The sequence below is a fragment of the Auritidibacter sp. NML120636 genome (genome assembly GCF_003185945.1).
GTDB classification, from domain to species: domain Bacteria; phylum Actinomycetota; class Actinomycetes; order Actinomycetales; family Micrococcaceae; genus Auritidibacter; species Auritidibacter ignavus.
In genome coordinates, this window is sequence record NZ_QHLO01000002.1 from 55,674 (window position 1) to 76,966 (window position 21,293).

At 58.6% G+C, this 21,293-nt stretch carries 18 protein-coding genes; 13 read left to right on the forward strand and 5 right to left on the reverse strand.

Annotated features, from left to right (window positions below):
* Positions 1–112: 112 nt before the first annotated feature.
* The 9 genes from ftsZ (at position 113) to nrdR (ending at position 10,266) form a co-directional block, all read left to right on the forward strand.
* Positions 113–1,336 (forward strand): cell division protein FtsZ, encoded by a 1,224-nt coding sequence (gene ftsZ, locus DCC25_RS02105; RefSeq protein ID WP_110099327.1) that lies wholly within the window; start codon positions 113–115, stop codon positions 1,334–1,336.
* A gap of 70 nt (positions 1,337–1,406) precedes the next feature.
* A complete protein-coding gene (locus tag DCC25_RS02110; protein WP_146206397.1) occupies positions 1,407–2,132 on the forward strand; it encodes a polyphenol oxidase family protein in 726 nt (241 codons plus the stop codon).
* A 126-nt stretch (positions 2,133–2,258) separates the two neighbouring features.
* A complete protein-coding gene (locus tag DCC25_RS02115) occupies positions 2,259–2,885 on the forward strand; it encodes a cell division protein SepF (protein ID WP_110099329.1) in 627 nt (208 codons plus the stop codon).
* A 115-nt stretch (positions 2,886–3,000) separates the two neighbouring features.
* Positions 3,001–3,285, forward strand: coding sequence for a YggT family protein (locus DCC25_RS02120; RefSeq protein ID WP_110099330.1), 285 nt, complete (start codon positions 3,001–3,003; stop codon positions 3,283–3,285).
* Positions 3,286–3,587: 302 nt separating this feature from the next.
* Entirely contained in the window at positions 3,588–4,331 is a 744-nt protein-coding gene (locus tag DCC25_RS02125) for a DivIVA domain-containing protein (protein ID WP_110100447.1), read from the forward strand.
* Between the two features lie 142 nt (positions 4,332–4,473).
* Positions 4,474–5,037 carry a signal peptidase II gene (gene lspA, locus DCC25_RS02130; protein WP_233242901.1) on the forward strand — a complete coding sequence of 188 codons (564 nt, stop codon included), beginning with the start codon at positions 4,474–4,476 and terminating at the stop codon, positions 5,035–5,037.
* The gene (locus DCC25_RS02135) at positions 5,024–5,968 is read left to right on the forward strand and encodes an RluA family pseudouridine synthase (protein ID WP_110100448.1); all 945 of its coding nucleotides are present in this window, start codon (positions 5,024–5,026) and stop codon (positions 5,966–5,968) included. The genes lspA and DCC25_RS02135 overlap by 14 nt, the downstream gene beginning before the upstream one ends.
* Before the next feature lie 104 nt (positions 5,969–6,072).
* On the forward strand, positions 6,073–9,657 hold the full coding sequence (gene dnaE / locus DCC25_RS02140; RefSeq protein WP_110100449.1) for a DNA polymerase III subunit alpha: 3,585 nt from the start codon (positions 6,073–6,075) through the stop codon (positions 9,655–9,657).
* A gap of 123 nt (positions 9,658–9,780) precedes the next feature.
* Positions 9,781–10,266 carry a transcriptional regulator NrdR gene (gene nrdR, locus DCC25_RS02145; RefSeq protein WP_110099334.1) on the forward strand — a complete coding sequence of 162 codons (486 nt, stop codon included), beginning with the start codon at positions 9,781–9,783 and terminating at the stop codon, positions 10,264–10,266.
* Between the two features lie 114 nt (positions 10,267–10,380).
* Here the strand turns inward: nrdR and ppgK are convergent, their stop codons facing one another.
* Together ppgK and map are read right to left on the reverse strand one after the other, a co-directional pair.
* Positions 10,381–11,184 carry a polyphosphate--glucose phosphotransferase gene (gene ppgK, locus DCC25_RS02150; protein WP_110100450.1) on the reverse strand — a complete coding sequence of 268 codons (804 nt, stop codon included), beginning with the start codon at positions 11,182–11,184 and terminating at the stop codon, positions 10,381–10,383.
* Between the two features lie 39 nt (positions 11,185–11,223).
* Positions 11,224–12,189, reverse strand: coding sequence for a type I methionyl aminopeptidase (gene map / locus DCC25_RS02155; RefSeq protein WP_110099336.1), 966 nt, complete (start codon positions 12,187–12,189; stop codon positions 11,224–11,226).
* An 82-nt stretch (positions 12,190–12,271) separates the two neighbouring features.
* On the opposite strand from map, the gene DCC25_RS02160 reads away from it, so the two are divergent.
* On the forward strand, positions 12,272–12,454 hold the full coding sequence (locus tag DCC25_RS02160) for an SPOR domain-containing protein (protein ID WP_110100451.1): 183 nt from the start codon (positions 12,272–12,274) through the stop codon (positions 12,452–12,454).
* A gap of 74 nt (positions 12,455–12,528) precedes the next feature.
* Here the strand turns inward: DCC25_RS02160 and panB are convergent, their stop codons facing one another.
* Positions 12,529–13,377: a 3-methyl-2-oxobutanoate hydroxymethyltransferase gene (gene panB / locus DCC25_RS02165; RefSeq protein ID WP_110100452.1), complete on the reverse strand. Its 849-nt coding sequence runs from the start codon at positions 13,375–13,377 to the stop codon at positions 12,529–12,531.
* A 50-nt stretch (positions 13,378–13,427) separates the two neighbouring features.
* On the opposite strand from panB, the gene rraA reads away from it, so the two are divergent.
* The 3 genes from rraA to DCC25_RS02180 all read left to right on the forward strand — a co-directional run bounded on the left by rraA (position 13,428) and on the right by DCC25_RS02180 (position 18,513).
* Positions 13,428–13,928, forward strand: coding sequence for a ribonuclease E activity regulator RraA (rraA, locus tag DCC25_RS02170; RefSeq protein ID WP_110099339.1), 501 nt, complete (start codon positions 13,428–13,430; stop codon positions 13,926–13,928).
* Positions 13,929–14,015: 87 nt separating this feature from the next.
* Positions 14,016–15,374 (forward strand): type I glutamate--ammonia ligase, encoded by a 1,359-nt coding sequence (glnA, locus tag DCC25_RS02175; RefSeq protein WP_110100592.1) that lies wholly within the window; start codon positions 14,016–14,018, stop codon positions 15,372–15,374.
* Positions 15,331–18,513, forward strand: a complete 3,183-nt coding sequence (locus DCC25_RS02180; RefSeq protein WP_110100453.1) for a bifunctional [glutamine synthetase] adenylyltransferase/[glutamine synthetase]-adenylyl-L-tyrosine phosphorylase — start codon at positions 15,331–15,333, stop codon at positions 18,511–18,513. Before glnA (DCC25_RS02175) ends, DCC25_RS02180 begins: the two co-directional genes overlap by 44 nt.
* 26 nt (positions 18,514–18,539) lie before the next feature.
* On the opposite strand, the gene DCC25_RS02185 is transcribed toward DCC25_RS02180, so the two are convergent.
* The gene (locus tag DCC25_RS02185; RefSeq protein ID WP_110100454.1) at positions 18,540–19,544 is read right to left on the reverse strand and encodes an LLM class flavin-dependent oxidoreductase; all 1,005 of its coding nucleotides are present in this window, start codon (positions 19,542–19,544) and stop codon (positions 18,540–18,542) included.
* Positions 19,545–19,758: 214 nt separating this feature from the next.
* Positions 19,759–21,183 carry a type I glutamate--ammonia ligase gene (glnA, locus tag DCC25_RS02190; protein ID WP_110100455.1) on the reverse strand — a complete coding sequence of 475 codons (1,425 nt, stop codon included), beginning with the start codon at positions 21,181–21,183 and terminating at the stop codon, positions 19,759–19,761.
* Between the last annotated feature and the right edge of the window lie 110 nt (positions 21,184–21,293).

Genomic DNA, 21,293 nt, shown 5'->3' on the forward strand with positions numbered 1-21,293 from the left:
ACCGCCGTGGCACTCTAACGTCATGGGTAGAACTTTTAGGCTTAATGGACTCGGGATGATCCCGAGCCGTGGCCGGCCTGACATACCCGACATCAGATAAGGGAATCACATCGTGGCATCACCTCAGAATTATCTAGCCGTCATTAAGGTCGTCGGCGTCGGCGGAGGCGGCGTGAACGCCGTCAACCGCATGATCGAAGTTGGACTGCGCGGCGTTGAATTCATTGCGGTCAACACCGATGCACAGGCTCTGTTGATGTCTTCGGCTGATGTGAAGCTCGACGTGGGTCGGGAACTGACCCGTGGACTGGGAGCCGGTGCCAACCCTGAGGTCGGAGCACAGGCTGCTGAGGATCACGTCCAAGAGATCGAAGAAGCCCTCCAAGGTGCTGACATGGTGTTTGTGACCGCCGGTGAAGGTGGCGGAACCGGTACCGGGGCCGCTCCGGTGGTGGCCCGCGTGGCCCGGTCGCTGGGAGCACTCACCATCGGTGTTGTCACCCGCCCGTTTACTTTCGAAGGTCGCCGTCGCGCGACCAGCGCAGAGAACGGCATTGAGGCACTACGCGATGAAGTCGACACGCTGATCGTGATCCCCAACGACCGGTTACTGACCGTATCTGACCCCTCCATCTCGGTCATGGAAGCTTTTGAACTGGCCGACCAGGTGCTACTCTCCGGTGTCCAGGGCATCACCGATCTGATCACCACCGCCGGTTTGATCAACCTCGACTTCGCCGACGTGAAATCGGTGATGCAGGGCGCCGGCTCGGCGTTGATGGGTATTGGTGCCGCCCAAGGCGAAGAACGCGCTGTGAAAGCCACTGAAGCCGCCATCGCCTCTCCTTTGCTGGAAGCCTCGATCGACGGCGCCCACGGCGTGTTGCTCTCAGTCCAGGGCGGTTCCGACCTTGGATTGTTCGAAATCAACGAAGCAGCACGCATGGTGCAAGAAGTGGCTCACCCCGAAGCCAACATCATCTTCGGTGCGGTCATCTCCGATAATCTTGGCGATGAAGTGCGGGTCACCGTTATTGCTGCCGGGTTCGATGACAACGACGATGACCAGCAGCAGAGCGCTACCCAGTCACCGAGCCTGCCCAGCAACTCCGCTGGTCATACACGGAGCGAGTCGGTTCCTGGCCAGCAACAGACCGGTTCCGTGCCGACGGCGACTCCGTTGGCTCCGGTCGCCGATGACGCAGATCCGGCTGTCCCAGAATCCCTGGACGAAGACGGCAATGCCACAAACGAGGAATCAGAAGATGTCCCCACTGTGGTGGAGAACCAAGAAGATCGCCGCGACGACCTCGACGTTCCGGACTTCCTGAAATAAACTCTGCCATACACCCAGCGCCTCATACAGGCTCTGGTATTGCCTCAAGCCGTAGCGGACGGAACTATTCGTGACTGGGTCTGCCTTTGTAGAAACCTACCGTAGCCCCAGTGGACACACGGTAGGTTTCTCTCATGCCAACATGGGAAACCTCGGGTTGCTGGCCCGCGAACCAGGGGAGAGCATCGACGAGATTTATGCTCACCGGCGTGCTGTTGAAAAGCAGGCCGGGATTGCTGAAGGAACCACCGTGTTCCTGCACCAGGTACACTCGGCCACCGTGGTTGAGGCCGATTCACTCCCGGGCTGGTCTCAGACCACCGATTCCGTGGTCGCCGATGCAAGTATCTCGGCTACCGGCGCCACACCGTTGGCCATTCTGGTCGCAGACTGCATGCCTGTGGTATTCACGACCTCCGGGAAAGCCACCGCGGTAGCCCACGCCGGGCGCGTCGGTTTGCTCAGCGGAGTTTTGCAAAACACTATCGCCACCTTGCGCGAACACGAGCCAGAGGCCGAGATCACCGCGTGGATCGGCCCATCCATCTGTGGGAGATGTTATGAAGTGCCAGAACAGATGCGCTCGGAAGCCTCGGCGGTGATGCCGGTAATGTATTCCACCACCAGCTGGCAGACCCCTGCGCTGGACCTGCCTGCCGCCGGCCAGCAGCTCATGGAAGACCTGGGCGTGACCGTTCACCGCACCCAAATTTGCACATTGGAAGACTCGCGCGTTTTTTCACACCGGGGAGGCCACCCCGTGGGGCGGTGCGCAGGCATGGTCTTTGCCGACTAACCTGTCAACGACAACCAGAATTAGTCAGTGACACGCGGCAAAACACCGCCGTTGGTCCCGAGATTTTTAGCCCCGTGAATTAATGTGAGCTATAGAGTCCACGCTAGCTGAAAGATTGAGGAACTTATGGTTGGTGGAATGAAGAAGGCAATGATCTATTTGGGTCTTGCCGACGGTGACGAACACTACGAGCAAGAGCAACAACAAAAGGCTGAGGCCACGGCATCGCGCTCTGAGTCACGTTCCCAGGACCGTGGCACGTCGCGGTCGAAGAATCAGGCCGAGGCAGACGAACAGCAGGCAAAGGTCGCTGAGCCGGTCAACCAGATGCCGACTCTTCGGCGGGAGTTCAGCCCGGTACGCGCCGTGCCTTCCCCAGACAATAGCTCCGAGGACGGAGACGACAACGGGTACCGTGCACCGGTGACCCCGATCAAGCGTGCCACTCAGACCAGAGAGGAAGCCTCGGAAGTGCACCAGCTTAACACCATTCACCCACGTTCCTATAACGACGCCAAACTGATCGGTGAATCGTTCCGGTCCGGCGTTCCTGTCATCATGAACGTCACCGACATGTCCGAGGCTGAAGCCAAGCGCTTGGTCGACTTCTCGGCGGGGCTGGTGTTCGGTCTTTACGGCTCCATCGAGCGAGTGACCAATAAGGTCTTCCTGCTGACCCCCAACACCGTAGAAGTCATCACCGAAGGCTCACAGACCAACGAAGAAGAAGTCTCCTTCTTCAACCAGGCTTAAGATCAGGCCACTACAGCTTGCGTTTTGGCCGGACTCGGGTGAGCTTTCCACCAGGTTCAGCCGAGTCCGGTAGAATTAAAGTCTCCCGTACAACGTTGCAGAAGGAACTCTGAGAGTGAATATCGTCTTCGCGCTCTTGCACCTCGTGTTGACGCTGTACTGGTACAGCCTGCTCGTTCGAGTCGTTTATGACGTGGTGCAGTCCTTTGCCAGACAGTGGCGACCTCGGGGGATTTCACTCATCTTGGCTAGCGCGGTCTATACCGTTACTGACCCACCGATCCGTTGGTTACGTTCCAAGATCCCACCGCTGAATCTGGGCGGAATCGGCCTTGACGTGGCCTTCCTCGTGGTATTCATTGTGGTTATTCTTCTGCGGGCTCTTGTTCCTTTGCAGTAAAGTTTTTGACACTTCGTGCCACAAAGTTCCTCAACTGTAACCAGCTTCTCGTGCAGATAAATCCCAGTGGTCGATTGTTTCCCACAGCACTAAAAGGTTGAGATGTCCGCGCAATATCTGGTAAAAAATCAATATCATCATTCGAAGCAATGTCAGCTTGATCTCTGATACGGTGTTGCTGGTGGTAATCTAGTTACCAGGGATGACATTGTGACCAATAGTGGTCTGTGAAGATCACCGATAGCACCTAACCCTAGGTTTTACCCAGCTGGGTAGGACACGACACTTATTGAGGAGACCACATGGCTCTCACGCCGGAAGATGTAGTCAACAAACGGTTCCAGACCACAAAGTTCCGTGAAGGCTATGACCAGGACGAGGTAGATGATTTCCTCGACGAGATCGTCGTCGAGTTACGTCGGCTGAACCAAGAGAACGACGAACTACGTCGTCAGGTCTCCGAGCTCCAGGGTGGAGCCGGCTCCGAGAGTTCCCAGGCTGCCGTACCTGCCCCCGTTTCTGCTGATGGTCAGTCCGCTGAGACCCCGGCTGAAGAGCCCGCCACCCAGCCCGAGGCACCTGAAGACCACCAGCCTCAAGCTGAGGCTTCAGGACAAAGCGAAACACCCGCGACCGAGCAGGCCGCACCCGTTGCCGGCCCGCAGAGTGCCGCTGGTTTCGCCAACAATGACCAGTACGGTACCGGCGCTGTCCCGCAACAAGCCAACGTCCAGACCAACGCCGATGCGAACTCCGCCGCCGGCGTCCTGGCGATGGCTCAGCGTCTGCACGATGAATACGTTGCCGAAGGTCAGCAGACCCGCGACCGCATCATCTCCGACGCGCAGGCAGAAGCTGACAAGCTGGTCAGCGACGCACAGGAACAGTCGCGCAAGACCCTCAACGAGTTCGAACAGAAGAAGTCGGTTCTGGAACGCGAAGTGGAAGAACTACGTGGCTTCGAGCGCGACTACCGCTCCCGGCTTCGTGCCTTCATCGAAGGTCAGTTGCAGGACCTGGACTCCCAGTCTCGTATTGCTGAGTAATCAGCGCGGGTGACCGTCTCGATACCACTATCGACTCAGCCGACCACGTTCTTTTCAGCGTGGTCGGCTGAATTGTGTCAAGGACTGCGACCAGCTGGTACGTAGCCTGGAGATGAAACCCGCCCGACCTTGGAGCACCACCGTGAGCGATGCCCAATCACGCCGCCGCACTTTTCCCTGGTGGATGGCCATGATCCCTCTTGTCATCGGCTATCTGATCGATCAAATCACCAAATACGTCGTGGTGGAAAATATGTCCGAAGGACAATCCATCCCGGTCATTCCGCCCTTATTGCACTGGTACTTTATCCGCAACCCCGGGGCAGCTTTTTCCATCGGTACTGACTACACCTGGATCTTCACGATCATCCAAACCCTTGCTCTGGGGGTCGTTATGTATCTGATCATCAGCCGGGCCCGAACCCTTCCGTGGTTGATCACGCTGGGGTGTCTGGCCGCCGGCATTGCCGGCAACCTCACCGACCGGCTCTTTCGTGAACCGGGCTTCGGCGTCGGGCACGTCGTTGACTTCATCTCGTTGCCCAATTTTGCGATCTTCAACATTGCCGACTCACTGATTGTGTGTTCGATGATCGCGGTCGTAATCCTGATCTTTACGGGGCTACCTATGAACGATCATGCCGCCGAGGACGAAGCTTCCGTCGAGCCTGCCCGGGCGGAAAGTCCAGAAAATGTCTCAGACTAATCCCGAGCGCCCCGCAGAGCAGCAGATTGAGCTGACCGAATCCGGACGCGCCGATGCGGTGCTCTCGCGAGCGTTAGGGGTCTCGCGCTCTCAAGCAGCCGATTGGATCTCTCGTGGCCTGGTGACCGAGGCTGACAGCGGAGATCCGGTACTGAAATCCACCAAGGTTACACCGGGTACCAGAGTGGTGGTCACCGACGCGCAAGACCCCGACCCGCTAGAGGTTAAAGTGGAGGTTGTGCAAGACCTGACGATTATCGCCGAAGATCCCGATTATCTGGTCGTCGACAAACCCGTCGGCGTGGCTGCACACCCCTCTCCGGGATGGGTCGGCCCCACCGTGGTCGGCGGCCTCGCCGGACTCGGGTACCGGATCTCTACCTCGGGGGCCGCTGAGCGACAAGGCATCGTGCAGCGCTTGGACGTGGGAACCAGTGGACTGATGGTGGTGGCCACCAGTGAAACCGCTTATACCCACCTGAAAGACCAGTTCCGTGACCGGGTGCCGGCCAAAACGTATCACGCTCTGGTCCAGGGGCTACCGGATCCCGTCGACGGCACTATCGACGCCCCGATCGGTCGCGACCCAGGACACGACTGGAAGTTTGCTGTCCTGGACGGTGGTCGACATGCAGTCACGCACTACGAGACCTTGGAATCCTTCGGTACTGCCACGCTGATCCGTGTGGGGTTGGAGACCGGTCGCACCCACCAAATCCGTGTCCATTTCTCCGCGATGCGTCATCCGCTGGCCGGAGACCTCACCTACGGTGCTGATCCAAAGCTGGCCGCGAACCTGGGGCTGACCCGACAGTGGTTGCATGCCCACCAACTGGGTTTTCAACACCCCACCACCGGCGAATGGGTCACCTACACCAGCCTGTACCCTCACGATTTGCAGTTTGCTCTCTCGGTGCTCCGCAATCGGTAGTCGCCCCGTACAGAAGCGAGTGAGGAGCTGCCACACAGCAGGTGTGAAAGGACTAGACTGGGGTCTGGTGACCCTGGCCGTCGTCGAGGAGATGATCAATTCCTATGACCTCAACTGCCTCTGAGGATCGAGGTTTCGTTCACCTGCACACCCACACCGAGTACTCGATGTTGGATGGAGCGGCGAAACTGGACGAGTTATTCGCCGAGGCCAACAGGTTGGGTATGGAATCCATGGCCATTACCGACCACGGGTATCTCTTCGGCGCCTTCGACTTCTGGTCCAAAGCCAAAAACGCCGGCATCAAACCCATTATCGGGTTAGAAGCGTATTTGGCCCCCGGCCAGCAGTCCCGCCACGACAAAACGAGGGTGCGGTGGGGCGAACAGGGCCAGCGTGGTGACGATGTTTCGGGCGGTGGCGCCTATACGCACATGACCATGTTGTCGAAGAACAACACCGGCATGCACAACTTATTCAAAGCTGCCTCGATCGCATCACTGGATTCGGTCTACTCTAAATGGCCGCGCATCGACCGAGATCTGTTGAGCCAATACTCGGAGGGCATTATTGCCACCACCGGGTGCCCGTCCGGGGAAGTGCAGACTCGATTGCGACTGGGCCAGAAACAAGAGGCGCTGGAGGCCGCTGCGGAATTCCGCGATATCTTCGGTAAGGAGAATTTCTACCTGGAAATCATGCAACACGGCCTCGATATTGAGCGCCGGGTGTTTACCGATCTGCTTGAGATCGGCAAAAAACTCAATCTACCCATGGTCGCTACGAACGACCTGCATTACACCCACGAACACGACGCCGGTCACCATGAAGCCCTCTTAGCCTTGCAATCGGGGTCCCGACTGGATGAGCCCACCTACGATCAGGGCGGTTCCCGTTTCGCCTTTTCAGGCAACGAGTATTATTTGAAGTCATCGCGTGAAATGCGCACTCTGTTCAAAGAGTTCCCCGAAGCCTGCGATAACACCTTGCTCATTGCCGAACAGTGCGATGTCAGCTTCAACACCGATGCCAACTACATGCCGGCCTTCCCCACGCCCGAGGGGGAAGACGAGACCAGCTGGTTGATCAAAGAGGTCAATAAAGGCCTGCGCAATCGTTATCCCCATGGAGTCCCCGACTACGCCCAGAAGCAAGCCGACTATGAGCTTGACGTGATCATCTCCATGGGTTTCCCCGGTTACTTCCTGGTCGTGGCAGACTTCATCAACTGGGCAAAGAATAACGGCATCCGCGTCGGCCCAGGCCGTGGGTCTGGTGCAGGCTCGATGGTCGCTTACGCGATGCGGATTACCGAGCTGGATCCCATCAAGCACGGGCTGATCTTCGAGCGGTTCTTGAACCCGGACCGTGTCTCGATGCCTGACTTCGACGTCGACTTCGACGATCGCCGTCGTCCTGAGGTTATTGACTATGTGACCGAAAAATACGGGGACGAGCGGGTGGCAATGATTGTCACCTACGGCACCATCAAGACCAAGATGGCGTTGAAAGACTCTGCCCGTGTGAAGGGCAAACCGTTCTCGATGGGGGAGCAGCTCACCAAAGCACTCCCACCGGCAGTGATGGCTAAGGACATTCCGCTCAAAGACATTGAGAACCCCGAGGCGCCTCGGTACAACGAGGCTGCAGAGTTCCGCGAATTGCTCCAGACCGACCCGGAGATGGTAGATGTCTTCGAAACGGCGAAGGGCCTAGAAGGTTTGAAGCGGCAGTGGGGTGTGCACGCCGCCGGGGTGATCATGTCCTCGGCGCCGGTGATTGATGTAGTCCCCATTATGCGCCGACTCCAAGACGGCCAGGTCATCACCCAGTTTGATTACCCCACCTGTGAAGGCCTGGGGCTGATCAAAATGGACTTCTTGGGTTTGCGCAACCTAACCATCATCTCGGATGCCCTGGACAACATTGAGGCCAACCAGGGAACCCCACTGGATCTGGAAGCTCTCACCTTAGACGACACCGAATCCTATGAGTTGCTGGCGCGTGGAGAAACCCTCGGAGTCTTCCAGCTCGACGGTGGCCCTATGCGCCAGCTACTAAAGATGATGCGCCCGGATAACTTCGAAGATATTTCCGCGACCATCGCGCTATATCGCCCGGGCCCGATGGGTGCCAACTCGCACATCAACTACGCGTTGCGCAAGAACAACCAACAAGAGATTACCGCGATCCACCCGGAGCTAGCAGAACCACTGGCAGACATTTTGGACACCACCTACGGTCTGATTGTTTACCAGGAGCAGGTGATGGCCATCGCCCAGAAGGTCGCCGGCTACTCGCTGGGTCAAGCGGATATTCTCCGTCGCGCAATGGGTAAGAAAAAGAAAGCCGAGCTGGACCGACAGTACGTGGACTTCCACCAAGGCATGCTGGACCGTGGCTATTCGGAAGAGGCGGTGACTGCGCTCTGGGACATTCTGCTTCCATTCTCTGACTACGCGTTCAATAAGGCCCACTCGGCTGCCTACGGACTCGTCTCGTATTGGACCGCGTACCTGAAGGCTCACTATCCGGCTGAATACATGGCAGCCCTGTTGACCTCGGTGGGCTCGGATAAAGACAAGATGGCAATGTATCTCAACGAGTGCCGTCGCATGGGTATCACAGTGCTTCCGCCCGACGTCAATGAATCAGCTTTGCAGTTCACACCGGTTGGTAACGATATTCGTTTCGGCCTGGGGGCGGTGCGCAACGTGGGCGACAATGTCGTGCACGGGATCGTGAACGCCCGTGAAGAGCAAGGTCAGTTCACCAGCTTCCAGGACTTCTTTAAAAAGGTCCCGCAGGTGGTGTGCAATAAGCGCACCATCGAATCCTTGATTAAAGCCGGGGGCTTCGATTCGATGCGTCACCCCCGGCGCGCGTTGTTGGCGGTGCATGAAGAAGCCGTAGACGCCTCGGTGGTGCAGAAACGGCAAGAGGCCAATAACCAATTCGACTTCTTCTCCCTGCTTGACGACAGCGACACCTCAGCCGCTGACGTGGGCCTGGGTATCTCTGTGCCGGACGTGCCGGAATGGGATCGTAAGACCAAGCTCAGCTTTGAACGTGGCATGCTGGGACTCTACGTCTCGGATCACCCGTTGCAAGGCCTAGAATCGGTGCTGTCGCAATACGCTGACCACACCATCACCCAGATCCTGGATGAAGATGGCCCTGCTGACGGGGCCCAAGTCACCATTGCTGGCCTGATCAACACCCTGGAGCGCAGGATCGCGAAGAACTCGGGTAATGCCTATGCCCGTACCGAAGTCGAAGATCTCAACGGGTCGATGGATGTGATGTTTTTCGGACAGGTCTATGCACCGATTGCCACCGTACTGGCCGAAGATCTCATCGTCTCGGTCAAAGGCAGAGTCCAACGACGTGACGACGGGTCGGTCTCGCTCTCGGCCCAAGAGATGACGCTGATCGACGCACAGGAAGCCAGTGTAGGCCATGGGGGACCGGTGAACCTCAGCATCCCGCATTTCAAGGCCACCGAAAGTCTGATGCGGGAGCTTGGCGAAACCCTGAAGAACCATTCCGGGTCGACCGACGTGCGGGTGAAACTGATGGGCAATCTCGGCATTGACGTGATGCAGCTTGGCCCAGATTTCCGCGTGTCACCTAATCCAGCCCTATTTGGTGACCTCAAGGTGCTGCTGGGAGCCTCCTGTCTGGACTAAGCGCCACAAACCCTTCGGTTACTACATGTAGTAGCTGTGTATTTGAAACACGCCTATATGTGGGAGTATTGTGGGGGATGTCTAACGTCGATACCGTGACACGGTGAGAAAATCGGAGCGAAGATGCACTGTCCTTTCTGTCGACACGAGGAGTCCCGGGTGGTCGATTCTCGTTCCCTCGACGACGGCTCTGCAATTCGTCGCCGTCGGCAGTGCCAAGCGTGTGGTAAACGTTTCACCACGTTAGAAACCACGTCATTGATGGTGGTGAAACGTTCCGGAGTCGCTGAGCCCTTTGACCGCAATAAGGTCATCAACGGTGTCTCGAAAGCTTGCCAGGGTCGCCCGGTATCAAAAGACGACTTGGCTGTCTTGGCGCAAGAGGTTGAAGAGGCCATTCGATCGACCGGTAATTCGGAGGTCGATGCCCACGAAGTCGGGTTGGCCATTCTGGGACCATTGCGCCGATTGGACCAGGTGGCGTATCTGCGATTTGCCTCGGTGTACCAGGACTTTGATTCTTTGGACGATTTCGAGAAAGCCATTAGCGAGCTGAGAGAGCATCCTTTCGCGGTAGAACCCCTACAAGCGAAACTCTTTACTCGATAAAATAGTTTTCCGGTGGGATTGCGGAGGGGAAGCCGCGATCCCACCGGTTTTCAACTCAATGGACCGCGGCACTGCGTCGTCGCGGTGCAGACTGCGGTGTGAAACCGGCCTCGACTACATCGATGTGTCGGCGATCGAGGCGAACAACGCTGCGCCAATAATGCCAGCGTTATTGACCATCTGTGCCGGGATAGTTCGTGCGCGGAGCTTCACATAGGGCAGGAACTCTTCGGCACGTTGCGATATGCCACCGCCGATCACGAACAGTTCCGGGGAAAATAGTCGTTCCAGGTAGGAGAAATAGGGCTGTAACCGTTGCTCGGCATACTCCTGGAAACTTAGCTCAGCACGCTCCCGCGCCGACGCAGAGGCATCGCGCTCGGCCATATTTCCCCGGAACTCGAGTGAACCCAGTTCGAAATTGGGCACCAACACTCCGTTATGGATCATGGCCGAACCGATGCCGGTGCCCAGTGTAACCACCAGCACCGAACCAGACACCCCGCGGGCAGCACCGAAACGGGCTTCAGCCAGCCCGGCAGCATCTGCGTCGTTGATGACTCGCACATCGCGGTGCAGGTGATCGGAGAACAGCTCGTGAGCATTCGTCTCAATCCAGGACGGGTCGATGTTGTTGGCAGACAGCGCCAGCCCGTGGTGAATCACTGACGGAAAACAAATTCCCACCGGGCGATCCCGGGCCGGGGCCATTTCACGGCTGTCAAGTTCATCGATGATCTCAGCGACGGTGCGGGCGACCGCCTGGGGAGTCGCTGGTTGCGGGGTGGGAATCCGGAACCGCTCACCGGAGAGTTCACCGGCCTGCTGGCCGGAGGCTGAGATTGCGACGATGCCACCCTTCATCCCGGTGCCGCCAATATCCACGCCGATATAGGTTGGGGTGTTGTTACCAGACATCGCTACCACGGTTCCCTTGTACTCGTCTTCCGATCGTGTCTACTCGGCTAGGGTCAAAATTTCGGCGCCATCTTCGCGTACCACGAGTGTGTGCTCGAACTGAGCGGTGCGTTGACGGTCCTTGGTCGTGACCGTCCAGTCGTCATCCCACATCTCCCAGGAAATATCGCCCAGTGTGATCATCGGTTCGATGGTGAACACCATGCCCGGAACCATCACGGTGTTATGGTCAGGGGCGGTGTCGTAGTGGGGCACAATCAGCCCGGAGTGGAACTCCCGGCCCACGCCGTGGCCGACAAAGTCGCGGACGACACCGTAGCCAAACCGGTTGGCATATTTTTCAATCACACGACCAATCACGTTGATTTCGCGTCCGGGCTTGACCGCCTTGATGCCGCGCATCATGGCTTCGTGGGTGCGCTGGATGAGCAACCGGGACTGCTCGTCGGTGTCACCGACGGTAAAGGTCTTATTATGGTCGCCGTGGTAACCATCCAGGTAGGCGGTGATATCGATATTGATGATGTCACCGTCTTCAAGCACGGTGTCATCGGGGATCCCGTGGCAGATGACCTCGTTCAGCGAGGTACACAGTGATTTTGGGAAACCCCGGTAGTCCAAACATGAGGGGTAAGCCCCGTGATCGATCATGTACTGGTGGCCGATGCGGTCCAACTCGGCAGTGGTGACACCGGGTTGAATCGCAGCTTCGACCGCGTTCATCGCCTCCGCGGCCAGCCGTCCGGCAGCGCGGATTTTCTCGATAGCTACCTCATCATAAACATCGCCGTGCTGACCCTCATTCGGGTCTTTTTTGCCGACATAATCGGGCCGGGGAATTTCGGCGGGTACGTGCAAGCGTGGGGCAACATACCCCGGGGCGAGTCGTCCCACCGGCGCCAGCGAGCCGGGCCCAGGCCGTGCCGGACCATCGACCGGAAGATTATGGGAACCCTCGGTACCGGGTTCTGGGGCAGGATGAAGTGTCACTGAATTGCTGGGCATACCTTGATCCTAACGCTGAATAGCATGTGCGGGGTAGTTCGCCCCCGACGCTCAGCTCGGGACCATATGAGAGGATGGAGCCATGACTGACAGCGCGACACAGTACTGGTTCAATGTTGAGACTCACGAGGTTGAAAAGGGTCCCCAATCGAACTGGCGCAAATTGTTGGGCCCCTTCGAGACGGCGGAACAGGCTCGTCGGGCCTTGGAGAAGGTCCAGGAGAATAATGAGCGGTGGGAGGCCGAGGACGAAGCCGAGGACTAGCCGTCTCGCCCCGCCTGCTGGCGCGCGCTCGACCGCGCTACGTGCTCCCCGTTGCACGCTGATCCATCACGGACCTAACGGGCGAAGGAGTAGTCCTCGTCCGGGAATGCCCCCGAGCGCACCTCATCGGCATAGGTCTTGGCCGCCTGGGAGAGCTGTTCCGCAAGGGTGGCGTATTGCTTGACGAACCGAGGCAGACGCCCCGTATTAAGTCCGAAAGCGTCCTGCCAGACTAAGACCTGACCGGTGGTGGCATTGCCGGCGCCAATCCCGATGGTCGGTACCTGCAAGGCCTCGTCGACTGCGGCGGCCACCTCAGTGGGCACCATTTCCATCAACACGGTAAACGCCCCAGCTTCTTGAAGTGCTAGTGCGTCCTGGATCATCTGTTGGGTGGCGTCCTGGCCACGCCCTTGGACCCGAAACCCACCGAGCACATGTTCTGACTGCGGTGTGAACCCGATATGGCCCATGACCGCCACGCCCGCTGAGGTCATCGCAGCCACGTGTTCGGCATACCGGGCGCTACCCTCGAGCTTGACCGCCGCGACCTGAGATTCTTTAACCAGCCGAACCCCGCTGTCCACGGCCTGCTGCACCGAGGACTCATAGCTACCAAATGGCATATCCGCGACCACCAGGGACCGTCCGACGCTACGAGCGACCGCCTGGGAGAACAGCACCATTTGATCTAAGGTGACCGGGATGGTCGTGTCATAGCCGAGCACCGTGTTCCCCACGGAATCACCAACGAGCAACACCTCGATACCGGCCTGGTCGAAAATCCGGGCGGTCAGGGCGTCATAGCTCGTGAGCATCGCAAACCGGTGGCCGGCGTCTTTGAGCTGCTGGAGGTGGTGGGTGCGAACACGTTTCGGGTTCGGGCTCTCGGTGGCGTAGCTGATATTCTCTGAACTCGACATGCTCACAGTCTAGGGGATCTAGATCACAGAGGATGTTCTAAGATCGAGGCATGACAACACCACTGAACACCACAGACCTTGCAGATCACCTTGGAGAGTCGGTCCGGAGCTGTCCGATTCAACTACGGAACTTCGGCGGAGTGCAGAAATTCGCCGGCCAGATCGCCACGGTGCGTTGCTTCGAAGACAACACCGAAGTCCGGGCTACGCTGTCCACGCCAGGAGAGGGGCGGGTACTTGTTGTCGATGGGGGCGGAAGCCTGAACCGGGCGTTGCTCGGAGACAATATTGCTCAACTGGCCATCGACAACAACTGGGCCGGGGTGATCGTCCATGGCGCCATCCGCGACTCGGCCGAGATCGCCGAGATGGCGATCGGTGTTAAAGCCTTGGGCACCAACTCCCAAAAATCCCGCAAAGAAGGACTGGGTGTCACGAATGTTAACCTGGTGATCGGTGGGATTGAGTTCATTCCGGGAGAGTACGTTTACTCCGATGCCGACGGGATCGTGGTCACTAGTGACCCGGTGGAACTAGACGACACCGAGTAAGCGGTGACGTAGACTTGCCGAGGTAGCTCGTCACCGGCGAGCCCCACCACCTCACGACGCTGATGCAGGAGAGCGACCGTGGAACGATTGGACCGGCAGCAAGAATTCGTGTTGCGCACCCTTGAGGATCGAGACGTCCGCTTTGTGCGACTGTGGTTCACCGATGTGGTCGGTGCCCTGAAATCAGTGGCTCTGGCCCCGGCTGAAGTGGAGTACGCCTTCACTGAGGGCCTGGGGTTCGATGGCTCCTCGATCGATGGGTTCACCCGGATTTTCGAATCCGACATGCTCTTACAACCGGATCCCTCGACCTTCCAGGTTTTGCCCTGGCGGGGTGAAGATGAACAAACCTCACGCATGTTCTGCGACGTGAAGATGCCCGATGGGGAACCGGCGGCCGTTGACCCCCGCTACGTGCTCCAACGCAGTATCGACAAGGCCGCGGATTTGGGATTCACGTGCTACCTGCACCCGGAAATCGAGTTTTATCTGCTCAAGGCAGATCTGGAAGAACGCTCGGACCCGAAGCGGATGATGCACAACCCCGAACCGGTGGATGCTGCCGGGTACTTTGACCACGTGCCCGGTGGGGTCGCCCAAGACTTCCGCCGTCATGCGGTGTCCATGCTGGAGCAGGTCGGAATTTCCGTGGAGTTCTCCCACCACGAAGGGGGCCCGGGCCAGAACGAGATTGATCTACGTGCCATGGATGCGATGGCTACCGCGGATAACATCATGACATTCCGCACCGTGGTCAAAGAAGTCGCCACTTTGCAGGGTTACTACGCGACCTTCATGCCCAAGCCCTTTGGCGAACACCCCGGCTCAGCGATGCACACACACTTTTCGTTATTCGAAGGGGACGTCAACGCCTTCTATGCCCCCGGAGCCGAGTACCAGCTGTCGACCACCGCCCGTCGTTTTATCGCCGGACTGCTAAAACACTCCGCGGAGATCACCGCGGTAACCCACCAGTTCGTCAACTCCTATAAACGGCTCTGGGGCGGGGGAGAAGCACCACCTTATGTCTCCTGGGGCCACAACAACCGCTCCGCCCTGGTCCGTGTTCCCTTATATAAGCCGGATAAGGCCGGATCCGCTCGGGTGGAATACCGCGGTATTGATGCCGCGGCCAACCCCTATCTGACCTATGCGTTGCTACTCTCTGCCGGTCTGAGGGGTATTCAGGAAGAATATGACCTACCTGAGGCTGCCCAAGAGGACATCTCACAGTTGACCTCACACGAACGCCGACTCTTGGGGCACTCACCGTTGCCATCCACCCTCCACGATGCCTTGGGGGTGATGGAAGAATCTGAATTCGTTGCCGAGGTGCTCGGCGAACAGGTCTTTGAGTCCTTTCTGCGCAATAAACGCGAAGAATGGGAACAATACCGGGTCAATGTGTCCCCGTTCGAGCTCTCCCGTTACCTCGGGGCGGTGTAGCTCCTTGACCAAACGTACCCCCACCTCCGCATCCGGTTCACGATCCCGGTCCTCACGCGGGCGCACCCTGGCCGGAGCGGGGTTCACCGACCTGTCGCGAGCGGAAAGCCGGCTACAAGCGCCCGAGCTCGCTGAGCTGGATCGAGACCAGTTGCTCGATGTCATCTCGGTGGCTGCCAATCCTGACCAAGCGCTAATCCTGCTAATCCGACTCGTGGAGGCCGAAGCCAGTGTCCAAGAGCTCTTCAACCAAGCTGAGCAACACCAGATCCGCTCGCTGATTCGGCTGTTGGGCACCTCGGAAGCCCTTGGTGAATTTCTGATCCGCTACCCTGAGCACCTGGACGTCGTCACCGGGTCCGAGGACGCTGTGGCCAGCGCACCCGCAGTTGCTGGGATCTACGAGCCTGACGCGCACGGAGAAGCACGCTATGCTCCCGAGGCTTTGCGTTGCCTGTTACTGGAGGCTGTGGGAGCTGATCCACAGCAGGAAGAACCGGTGGCCACCCAGGGTGGTAAAGAGGCGGCGGTGGCGCTACGGGTTATGTATCGGCGACAAATTCTCAGCATTACCGTCCAAGACCTCAATGCCCCCGATCCCATGGGTGCCCAGCCGATTATTTCCCGGTGGTTGGCTGACCTGGCTGCTGCGGCCCTGGAGGCCGCTCTGGCGGTGGCGAGATTCGATGCTGAGTCGAAGTTTAGTCGCGAAGAAATCGATGGCACGAGCCTGACCGTGATGGGGATGGGCAAATGCGGTGCCCGAGAGCTGAACTACCTTTCGGATGTCGACGTGATTTTTGTGCACGGACCGGCAGCCTCGGAGCATGTGGAGTCTTTGTCGGAGGAAACCATGACCGCGGTGGCCCGAGAACTGGCCACCGGGATTTCACACACCATCCAGTCTCCCGCCCCAGAGCCCGGGCTGTGGGAGGTCGACGCCAACCTGCGCCCCGAAGGCAAAGATGGAGAACTGTCGCGCACGGTAGCGTCACACCGCACGTACTACAACCGGTGGGCCCATACCTGGGAGTTCCAGGCCTTGCTGAAGTGTCGTCGACTGGCCGGTAACCACCGCTTGGCTGAGGAATATCTCAACGCCATCTACCCCCTGGTCTGGCAGGTCTCCACCCGGCCAGGCTTCGTCTCTCAGGTCCAATCGATGCGACGCCGGGTGGTAAAGAATATTCCGGCGAAACAGCGTCACCGTGACATCAAGCTCGGCAGTGGGGGACTGCGTGACATTGAATTTCCGGTCCAGCTGTTGCAACTGGTGCACGGAAAAACGGATTCGAGCCTGCATGTGCGCTCCACCGAAGAAGCTATCCAGGCTTTGGAAGCCGGCGGATACGTGGGACGGGCCGACGCGCGCTCGATGACGGACTACTACCGGTTCTTACGCGTGATGGAGCACCGGTTACAACTTGCCCAGATGCGTCGCACCCACCTGCTACCCGAAAAAGAACAACATCTCCGGGTGCTAGCCCGGGCCGTCGGCTCAGGTGCGCAGGAACATCCGCATAACGCTGATGAGTTGCTGAGCAGCTGGAAGAAGACGGCTCGAGCCGTCGCCGAGGTCTTTGAGCGGTTGTTCTACCGGCCGCTCCTTCCTGCCACCGCGGCCCTGCCGGCCGACCAGGTCAGACTCTCCTCTGAAGCTGCCCAACAGCGGCTGGTCGCCCTGGGGTACCGAGACCCCAAGGGCGCGATCCGCCATATTGGGTTCCTTACCGAGGGCGTGTCTCGCTCGGCGGCGTTGCAACGTCAGCTCCTACCGGCCATGTTGGGCTGGCTGGCTGCCGGTCCGGACCCCGATGGTGGTCTGCTGAGTTTCCGGCGTCTGTCGGAATCGATCAGTCGCTCAGGATGGTACCTGCGTATGTTGCGGGACTCCTCCGATGCTGCCGAGCGACTCTGCACCGTGTTGTCCAGTTCCCGGTATGTCTGCGACTTGCTGGAACACTCTCCGGAGGCCACCGCCTGGCTAGACCGTGACCAGGACCTGGTGCCCTTGAGCCTGGACGCCATCCTGACCGAGATGCGCTCGGTGCTGTCGCGTCACCCTGAAGTCAACGAAGCGATGCGCCACATCCGGCTGATTCGTCGACGCGAAATTCTGCGTACCGCAATGGCTGACGCCTTGGAACTGATCGACCAAGATGAGATCTCTCACGCGCTATGCCGGGCCGACCAAGCCAGCGCGATGGCCGGACTAGATTTGGTGGAACGCGAACTTGCCGACAGTGGTGAGAAACGACTGGCGAACCTGGTGGTGGTGGCCATGGGGCGCCAAGGCGGACAGGAATGCGGCTATGGCTCGGATTTGGACGTGATGTTCGTTCACCAACCCACCGAGGCAGCCACCGACGAGCGTGAGGCCCACCAACAGGCCGTCAGCCAAGCCAAGAAACTCACCCACTACCTGAAGATGCCGCTGAAACCGGCCATCCCGTTGGAACCGGTACTGATGATTGACGCGGACCTGCGCCCCGAAGGTAAACAGGGTCCCTTGGTGCGCTCGATGGAGTCCTATCGGAACTACTACCAGCAATGGGCTGAGATTTGGGAAATCCAGGCGCTGTTGCGGGCCCGGACGCTAGCTGGAGAACAGGCTCTGCAGGATGAATTCACGAACTGGGCAGACTCGGTGCGCTATCACACCGAGCTGACCCCGCAACGGTTACGGGCGATCCGTCGAATGAAAGCTCGGGTGGAATCCGAGCGACTACCCCGCGGGGCTGATCCTAACCGGCATGTGAAGCTCGGGCGTGGGTCGCTGTCGGATGTGGAGTGGCTGGTGCAGACCTTCCAGTTGCGCTACGCCGGTCAAGCAGAGTCATTGCGCACCACCTCCACCGTGGAAGCGTTGGAGGCATTGCACGAGCTCGGGCACCTTGATGCCCACGAGGCCCAAGCCTTGGAAAACTCCTGGAGACTGTGCTCTAGGATCCGCTCGGCGAATATGATCTGGTCGGCCCGTGCCTCCGACACGTTGCCCACCAACCGAGATGACCTAGAAGCGGTCGCCCAGTGGTGCGGGTATGAGTCGGGCAATGCGGGTGTTTTCGAAGAGGACTACTTGCGCATCACCCGCCATGCTCGGCAGGTGTTCGAACATCGGTTCTATGGGATGAACTAGCCTCAACCCATCGGGGTGACTGGAGTTTATCGGTTGATGACCGAGGAGCCGACCAGGTCCAAGGTGGTCAAGCGACTCTGCAACGACGGGGCCAGATTAGTCATGATCAGCTCATCGGCTGAGACCCGTTCGGCAAACTGATCCATGTACTCGCGTACCACTGAGGCGGTGCCCACCGCAGTGTACTTCAACATGCTCAACACCTGTTCGCCGGCCGGAGAGTGGATCAGCAAGGACACCTCATCGTCGCTGAGGTTCTTACCGCGACCCAGGAAGGACCGAATCCGGGAGCGCTGAGCGGCCTCCAAGCTGGCCTGGGCGCCCTCTTCGGTCTCATCGGCAATGACGTTCAGGGCCGCAATGAAGTAGGGCTCCGGGTGCTGTTCAGAGGGCTCGTAGTGCTCCCGGTACAAGCTGGCAGCCGATTCCAGCATCTGCGGAGCGAAATGAGATGCGAAGGTGTAGGGCAGGCCCAGTTTGGCAGCTAGCTGCGCGCCGAAATGTGAGGAGCCGAGAATGAAGATGGGCAAGTTGGTGTCCTTACCCGGGTAGGCTTCCACCCCGGGAATCTGGGAGTCCCCACTTAAGTAGCCCTGCAGCTCCACAACGTCTTGGGGGAACCGGTCAGCGGACTGAGGATCGCGACGCAGTGCCCACAGGGTCTTCTGGTCGGTTCCTGGTGCACGGCCCAAGCCGAGGTCGATGCGGGGGCCGTAGAGTTCCTGCAACATCCCGAACTGTTCGGCAATCAGCAACGGAGCGTGGTTGGGCAACATCACGCCACCAGAGCCCAAGCGGATCGTGCAGGTGTGGGCGCCGATGTGAGATAGCAACACGGAGGTTGCCGACGAAGCGATCGAGGGCATGTTGTGGTGCTCAGCGAACCAAATACGGTGGAAACCTCGTTCTTCGGCCCGCTGGGCCAAAGTCAGCGATTCACCGACCGCGTCACCAATCGACTGCCCATGGCGGACGGTGGCTAAGTCGAGAATGGAAACCCGGTAGTTCGTTGAAGCGCCAGCTTCAGGCATTCGAAACCTTCTTTCAGTGAGCAGGATCTGTGTTTCTGTCGCGTATAGCTCCAACCGAGAGACAAATATTCCTTGGCGGTGCTACGACGCGTGTCAGATTCACCACGGTATTAACCGACGGTGCTGGTGGGGATCACTGTGATCCCCACCAGCACCGTTGCACTTACCTGAGTCGCCAGGTAGAAGGTCGAAGCCGTCCTTGATGGCGTAGGTGCTAGATCGAGTAGTAGAGCTCGAATTCCTTCGGCGAAACGTAGGCGCGCAACACATTGATTTCGTACTCACGCTTATAGTCAATCCAGGTGCTGATCAGGTCTTCGCTGAACACATCACCGGCCAGGAGGAATTCGTGGTCCTCTTCCAGAGCGTCGATCGCTTCTTCCAGAGTGCGTGGCGCCTGCTTCACATCGGCGGCTTCCTCCGGAGGCAACTCGTAGAGGTCCTTATCCACCGGCTCCGGTGGCTCGATGCGATTACGAATTCCGTCCAGACCGGCCATCAGCTGAGCTGCAAAAGCGAGATAGGGGTTCTGGGAGGGATCCGGCGCACGGAACTCCAGTCGCTTGGCTTTGGGGTTGGTCCCGGTAATCGGAATGCGGATAGCTGCCGAGCGATTGCCCTGCGAGTAGAGCATGTTGATCGGTGCTTCGTGACCTTTGACCAGACGCTTATAGGAGTTCACCGTCGGGTTGGTGAAGGCCATAATGGCTGAGGAGTGCTCCAGCAGTCCGCCGATGTACCAGCGGGCCAGATCAGACAGTGAAGCGTAGCCCTTTTCGTCGTAGAACAGCGGTTCTCCGTCCTGCCACAGGGACTGGTGGCAGTGCATGCCTGAACCGCCATCACCGTAGACCGGCTTGGGCATAAAGGTCGCGGTTTTGCCGAACAACAAGGCGGTGTTTTTCACGACATACTTGAACACCTGAGCCTTATCGGCCGAGTGCAACAAAGAATCGAAGCGGAAATTGATCTCGGCCTGCCCGGGCGAGCCCACCTCGTGATGAGAGCGCTCGACTTCGAGCCCAACCTGTTCCAAAAGTAAGCAGATTTCATCACGCACATCGGCGATTTGGTCAATCGGGGAGACCGGGAAGTAGCCACCACCGGACGGAGTCTTGTGTCCTAGGTTGCCACCGGGCTCTTCACGACCGGTGTTCCACCAGGCTTCTTCAGCATCAATTTCGAAGAACGATTTATGTGCCTGATTCTCGTAACGGACGCCATCCAGCAGGTAGAACTCGGCTTCAGAGGCGAAACTGGCAGTGTCGGCGATACCGGTGGAGGCTAAATAATCCTCTGCTCGCGTGGCCACACCGCGGGGATCCCGGTGGTAGGGCTCCCCGGTGCGGGGATTAATGATAGAGAAGAACATCGCCAGAGTCTTCTGCTCCCGGAAGGGATCGATAAACGCGGTGGTCACATCGGGAATCAGTTGCATATCGGACTCTGCGATGGTGGCGAAGCCGGGAATCGACGAGCCGTCGAAGAGCTGGCCACTTTCAAAAAAGTCGTTGTCGACAGCCTTGGCCGGCAGGTTGAAGTGGTGCATTCCACCGAAGAGGTCGGTGAACCGCACATCAACAAAGGCCACATCCTCGTCTTTGAGATAGGCGAGAATTTCTTCTGAGGTGGAGAACATTCTTACTCCTGTCATAGTTTCCGCGATGCAGACTTTCCGCGATGGCATTAACCCTACAGAAAGCGCGCTTTGATCGGGGGAAAGCCGTCGGGAATTTCTGCAATAGCGCA

Excerpts from the sequence above, each read along its gene's own strand:
- panB (WP_110100452.1), bottom strand. The coding sequence starts at position 13,377 with ATGTCGAGTTCAGAGAATATCAGCTACGCCACCGAGAGCCCGAACCCG.
- map (WP_110099336.1), bottom strand. The coding sequence starts at position 12,189 with ATGCCCAGCAATTCAGTGACACTTCATCCTGCCCCAGAACCCGGTACC.
- DCC25_RS02185 (WP_110100454.1), bottom strand. The coding sequence starts at position 19,544 with ATGCCTGAAGCTGGCGCTTCAACGAACTACCGGGTTTCCATTCTCGAC.
- DCC25_RS02115 (WP_110099329.1), top strand. The coding sequence starts at position 2,259 with ATGGTTGGTGGAATGAAGAAGGCAATGATCTATTTGGGTCTTGCCGAC.
- rraA (WP_110099339.1), top strand. The coding sequence starts at position 13,428 with ATGACAACACCACTGAACACCACAGACCTTGCAGATCACCTTGGAGAG.
- nrdR (WP_110099334.1), top strand. The coding sequence starts at position 9,781 with ATGCACTGTCCTTTCTGTCGACACGAGGAGTCCCGGGTGGTCGATTCT.
- dnaE (WP_110100449.1), top strand. The coding sequence starts at position 6,073 with ATGACCTCAACTGCCTCTGAGGATCGAGGTTTCGTTCACCTGCACACC.
- DCC25_RS02125 (WP_110100447.1), top strand. The coding sequence starts at position 3,588 with ATGGCTCTCACGCCGGAAGATGTAGTCAACAAACGGTTCCAGACCACA.
- ppgK (WP_110100450.1), bottom strand. The coding sequence starts at position 11,184 with ATGTCTGGTAACAACACCCCAACCTATATCGGCGTGGATATTGGCGGC.
- DCC25_RS02135 (WP_110100448.1), top strand. The coding sequence starts at position 5,024 with ATGTCTCAGACTAATCCCGAGCGCCCCGCAGAGCAGCAGATTGAGCTG.
- DCC25_RS02160 (WP_110100451.1), top strand. The coding sequence starts at position 12,272 with ATGACTGACAGCGCGACACAGTACTGGTTCAATGTTGAGACTCACGAG.
- DCC25_RS02180 (WP_110100453.1), top strand. The coding sequence starts at position 15,331 with ATGTGTCCCCGTTCGAGCTCTCCCGTTACCTCGGGGCGGTGTAGCTCC.
- glnA (WP_110100455.1), bottom strand. The coding sequence starts at position 21,183 with ATGTTCTCCACCTCAGAAGAAATTCTCGCCTATCTCAAAGACGAGGAT.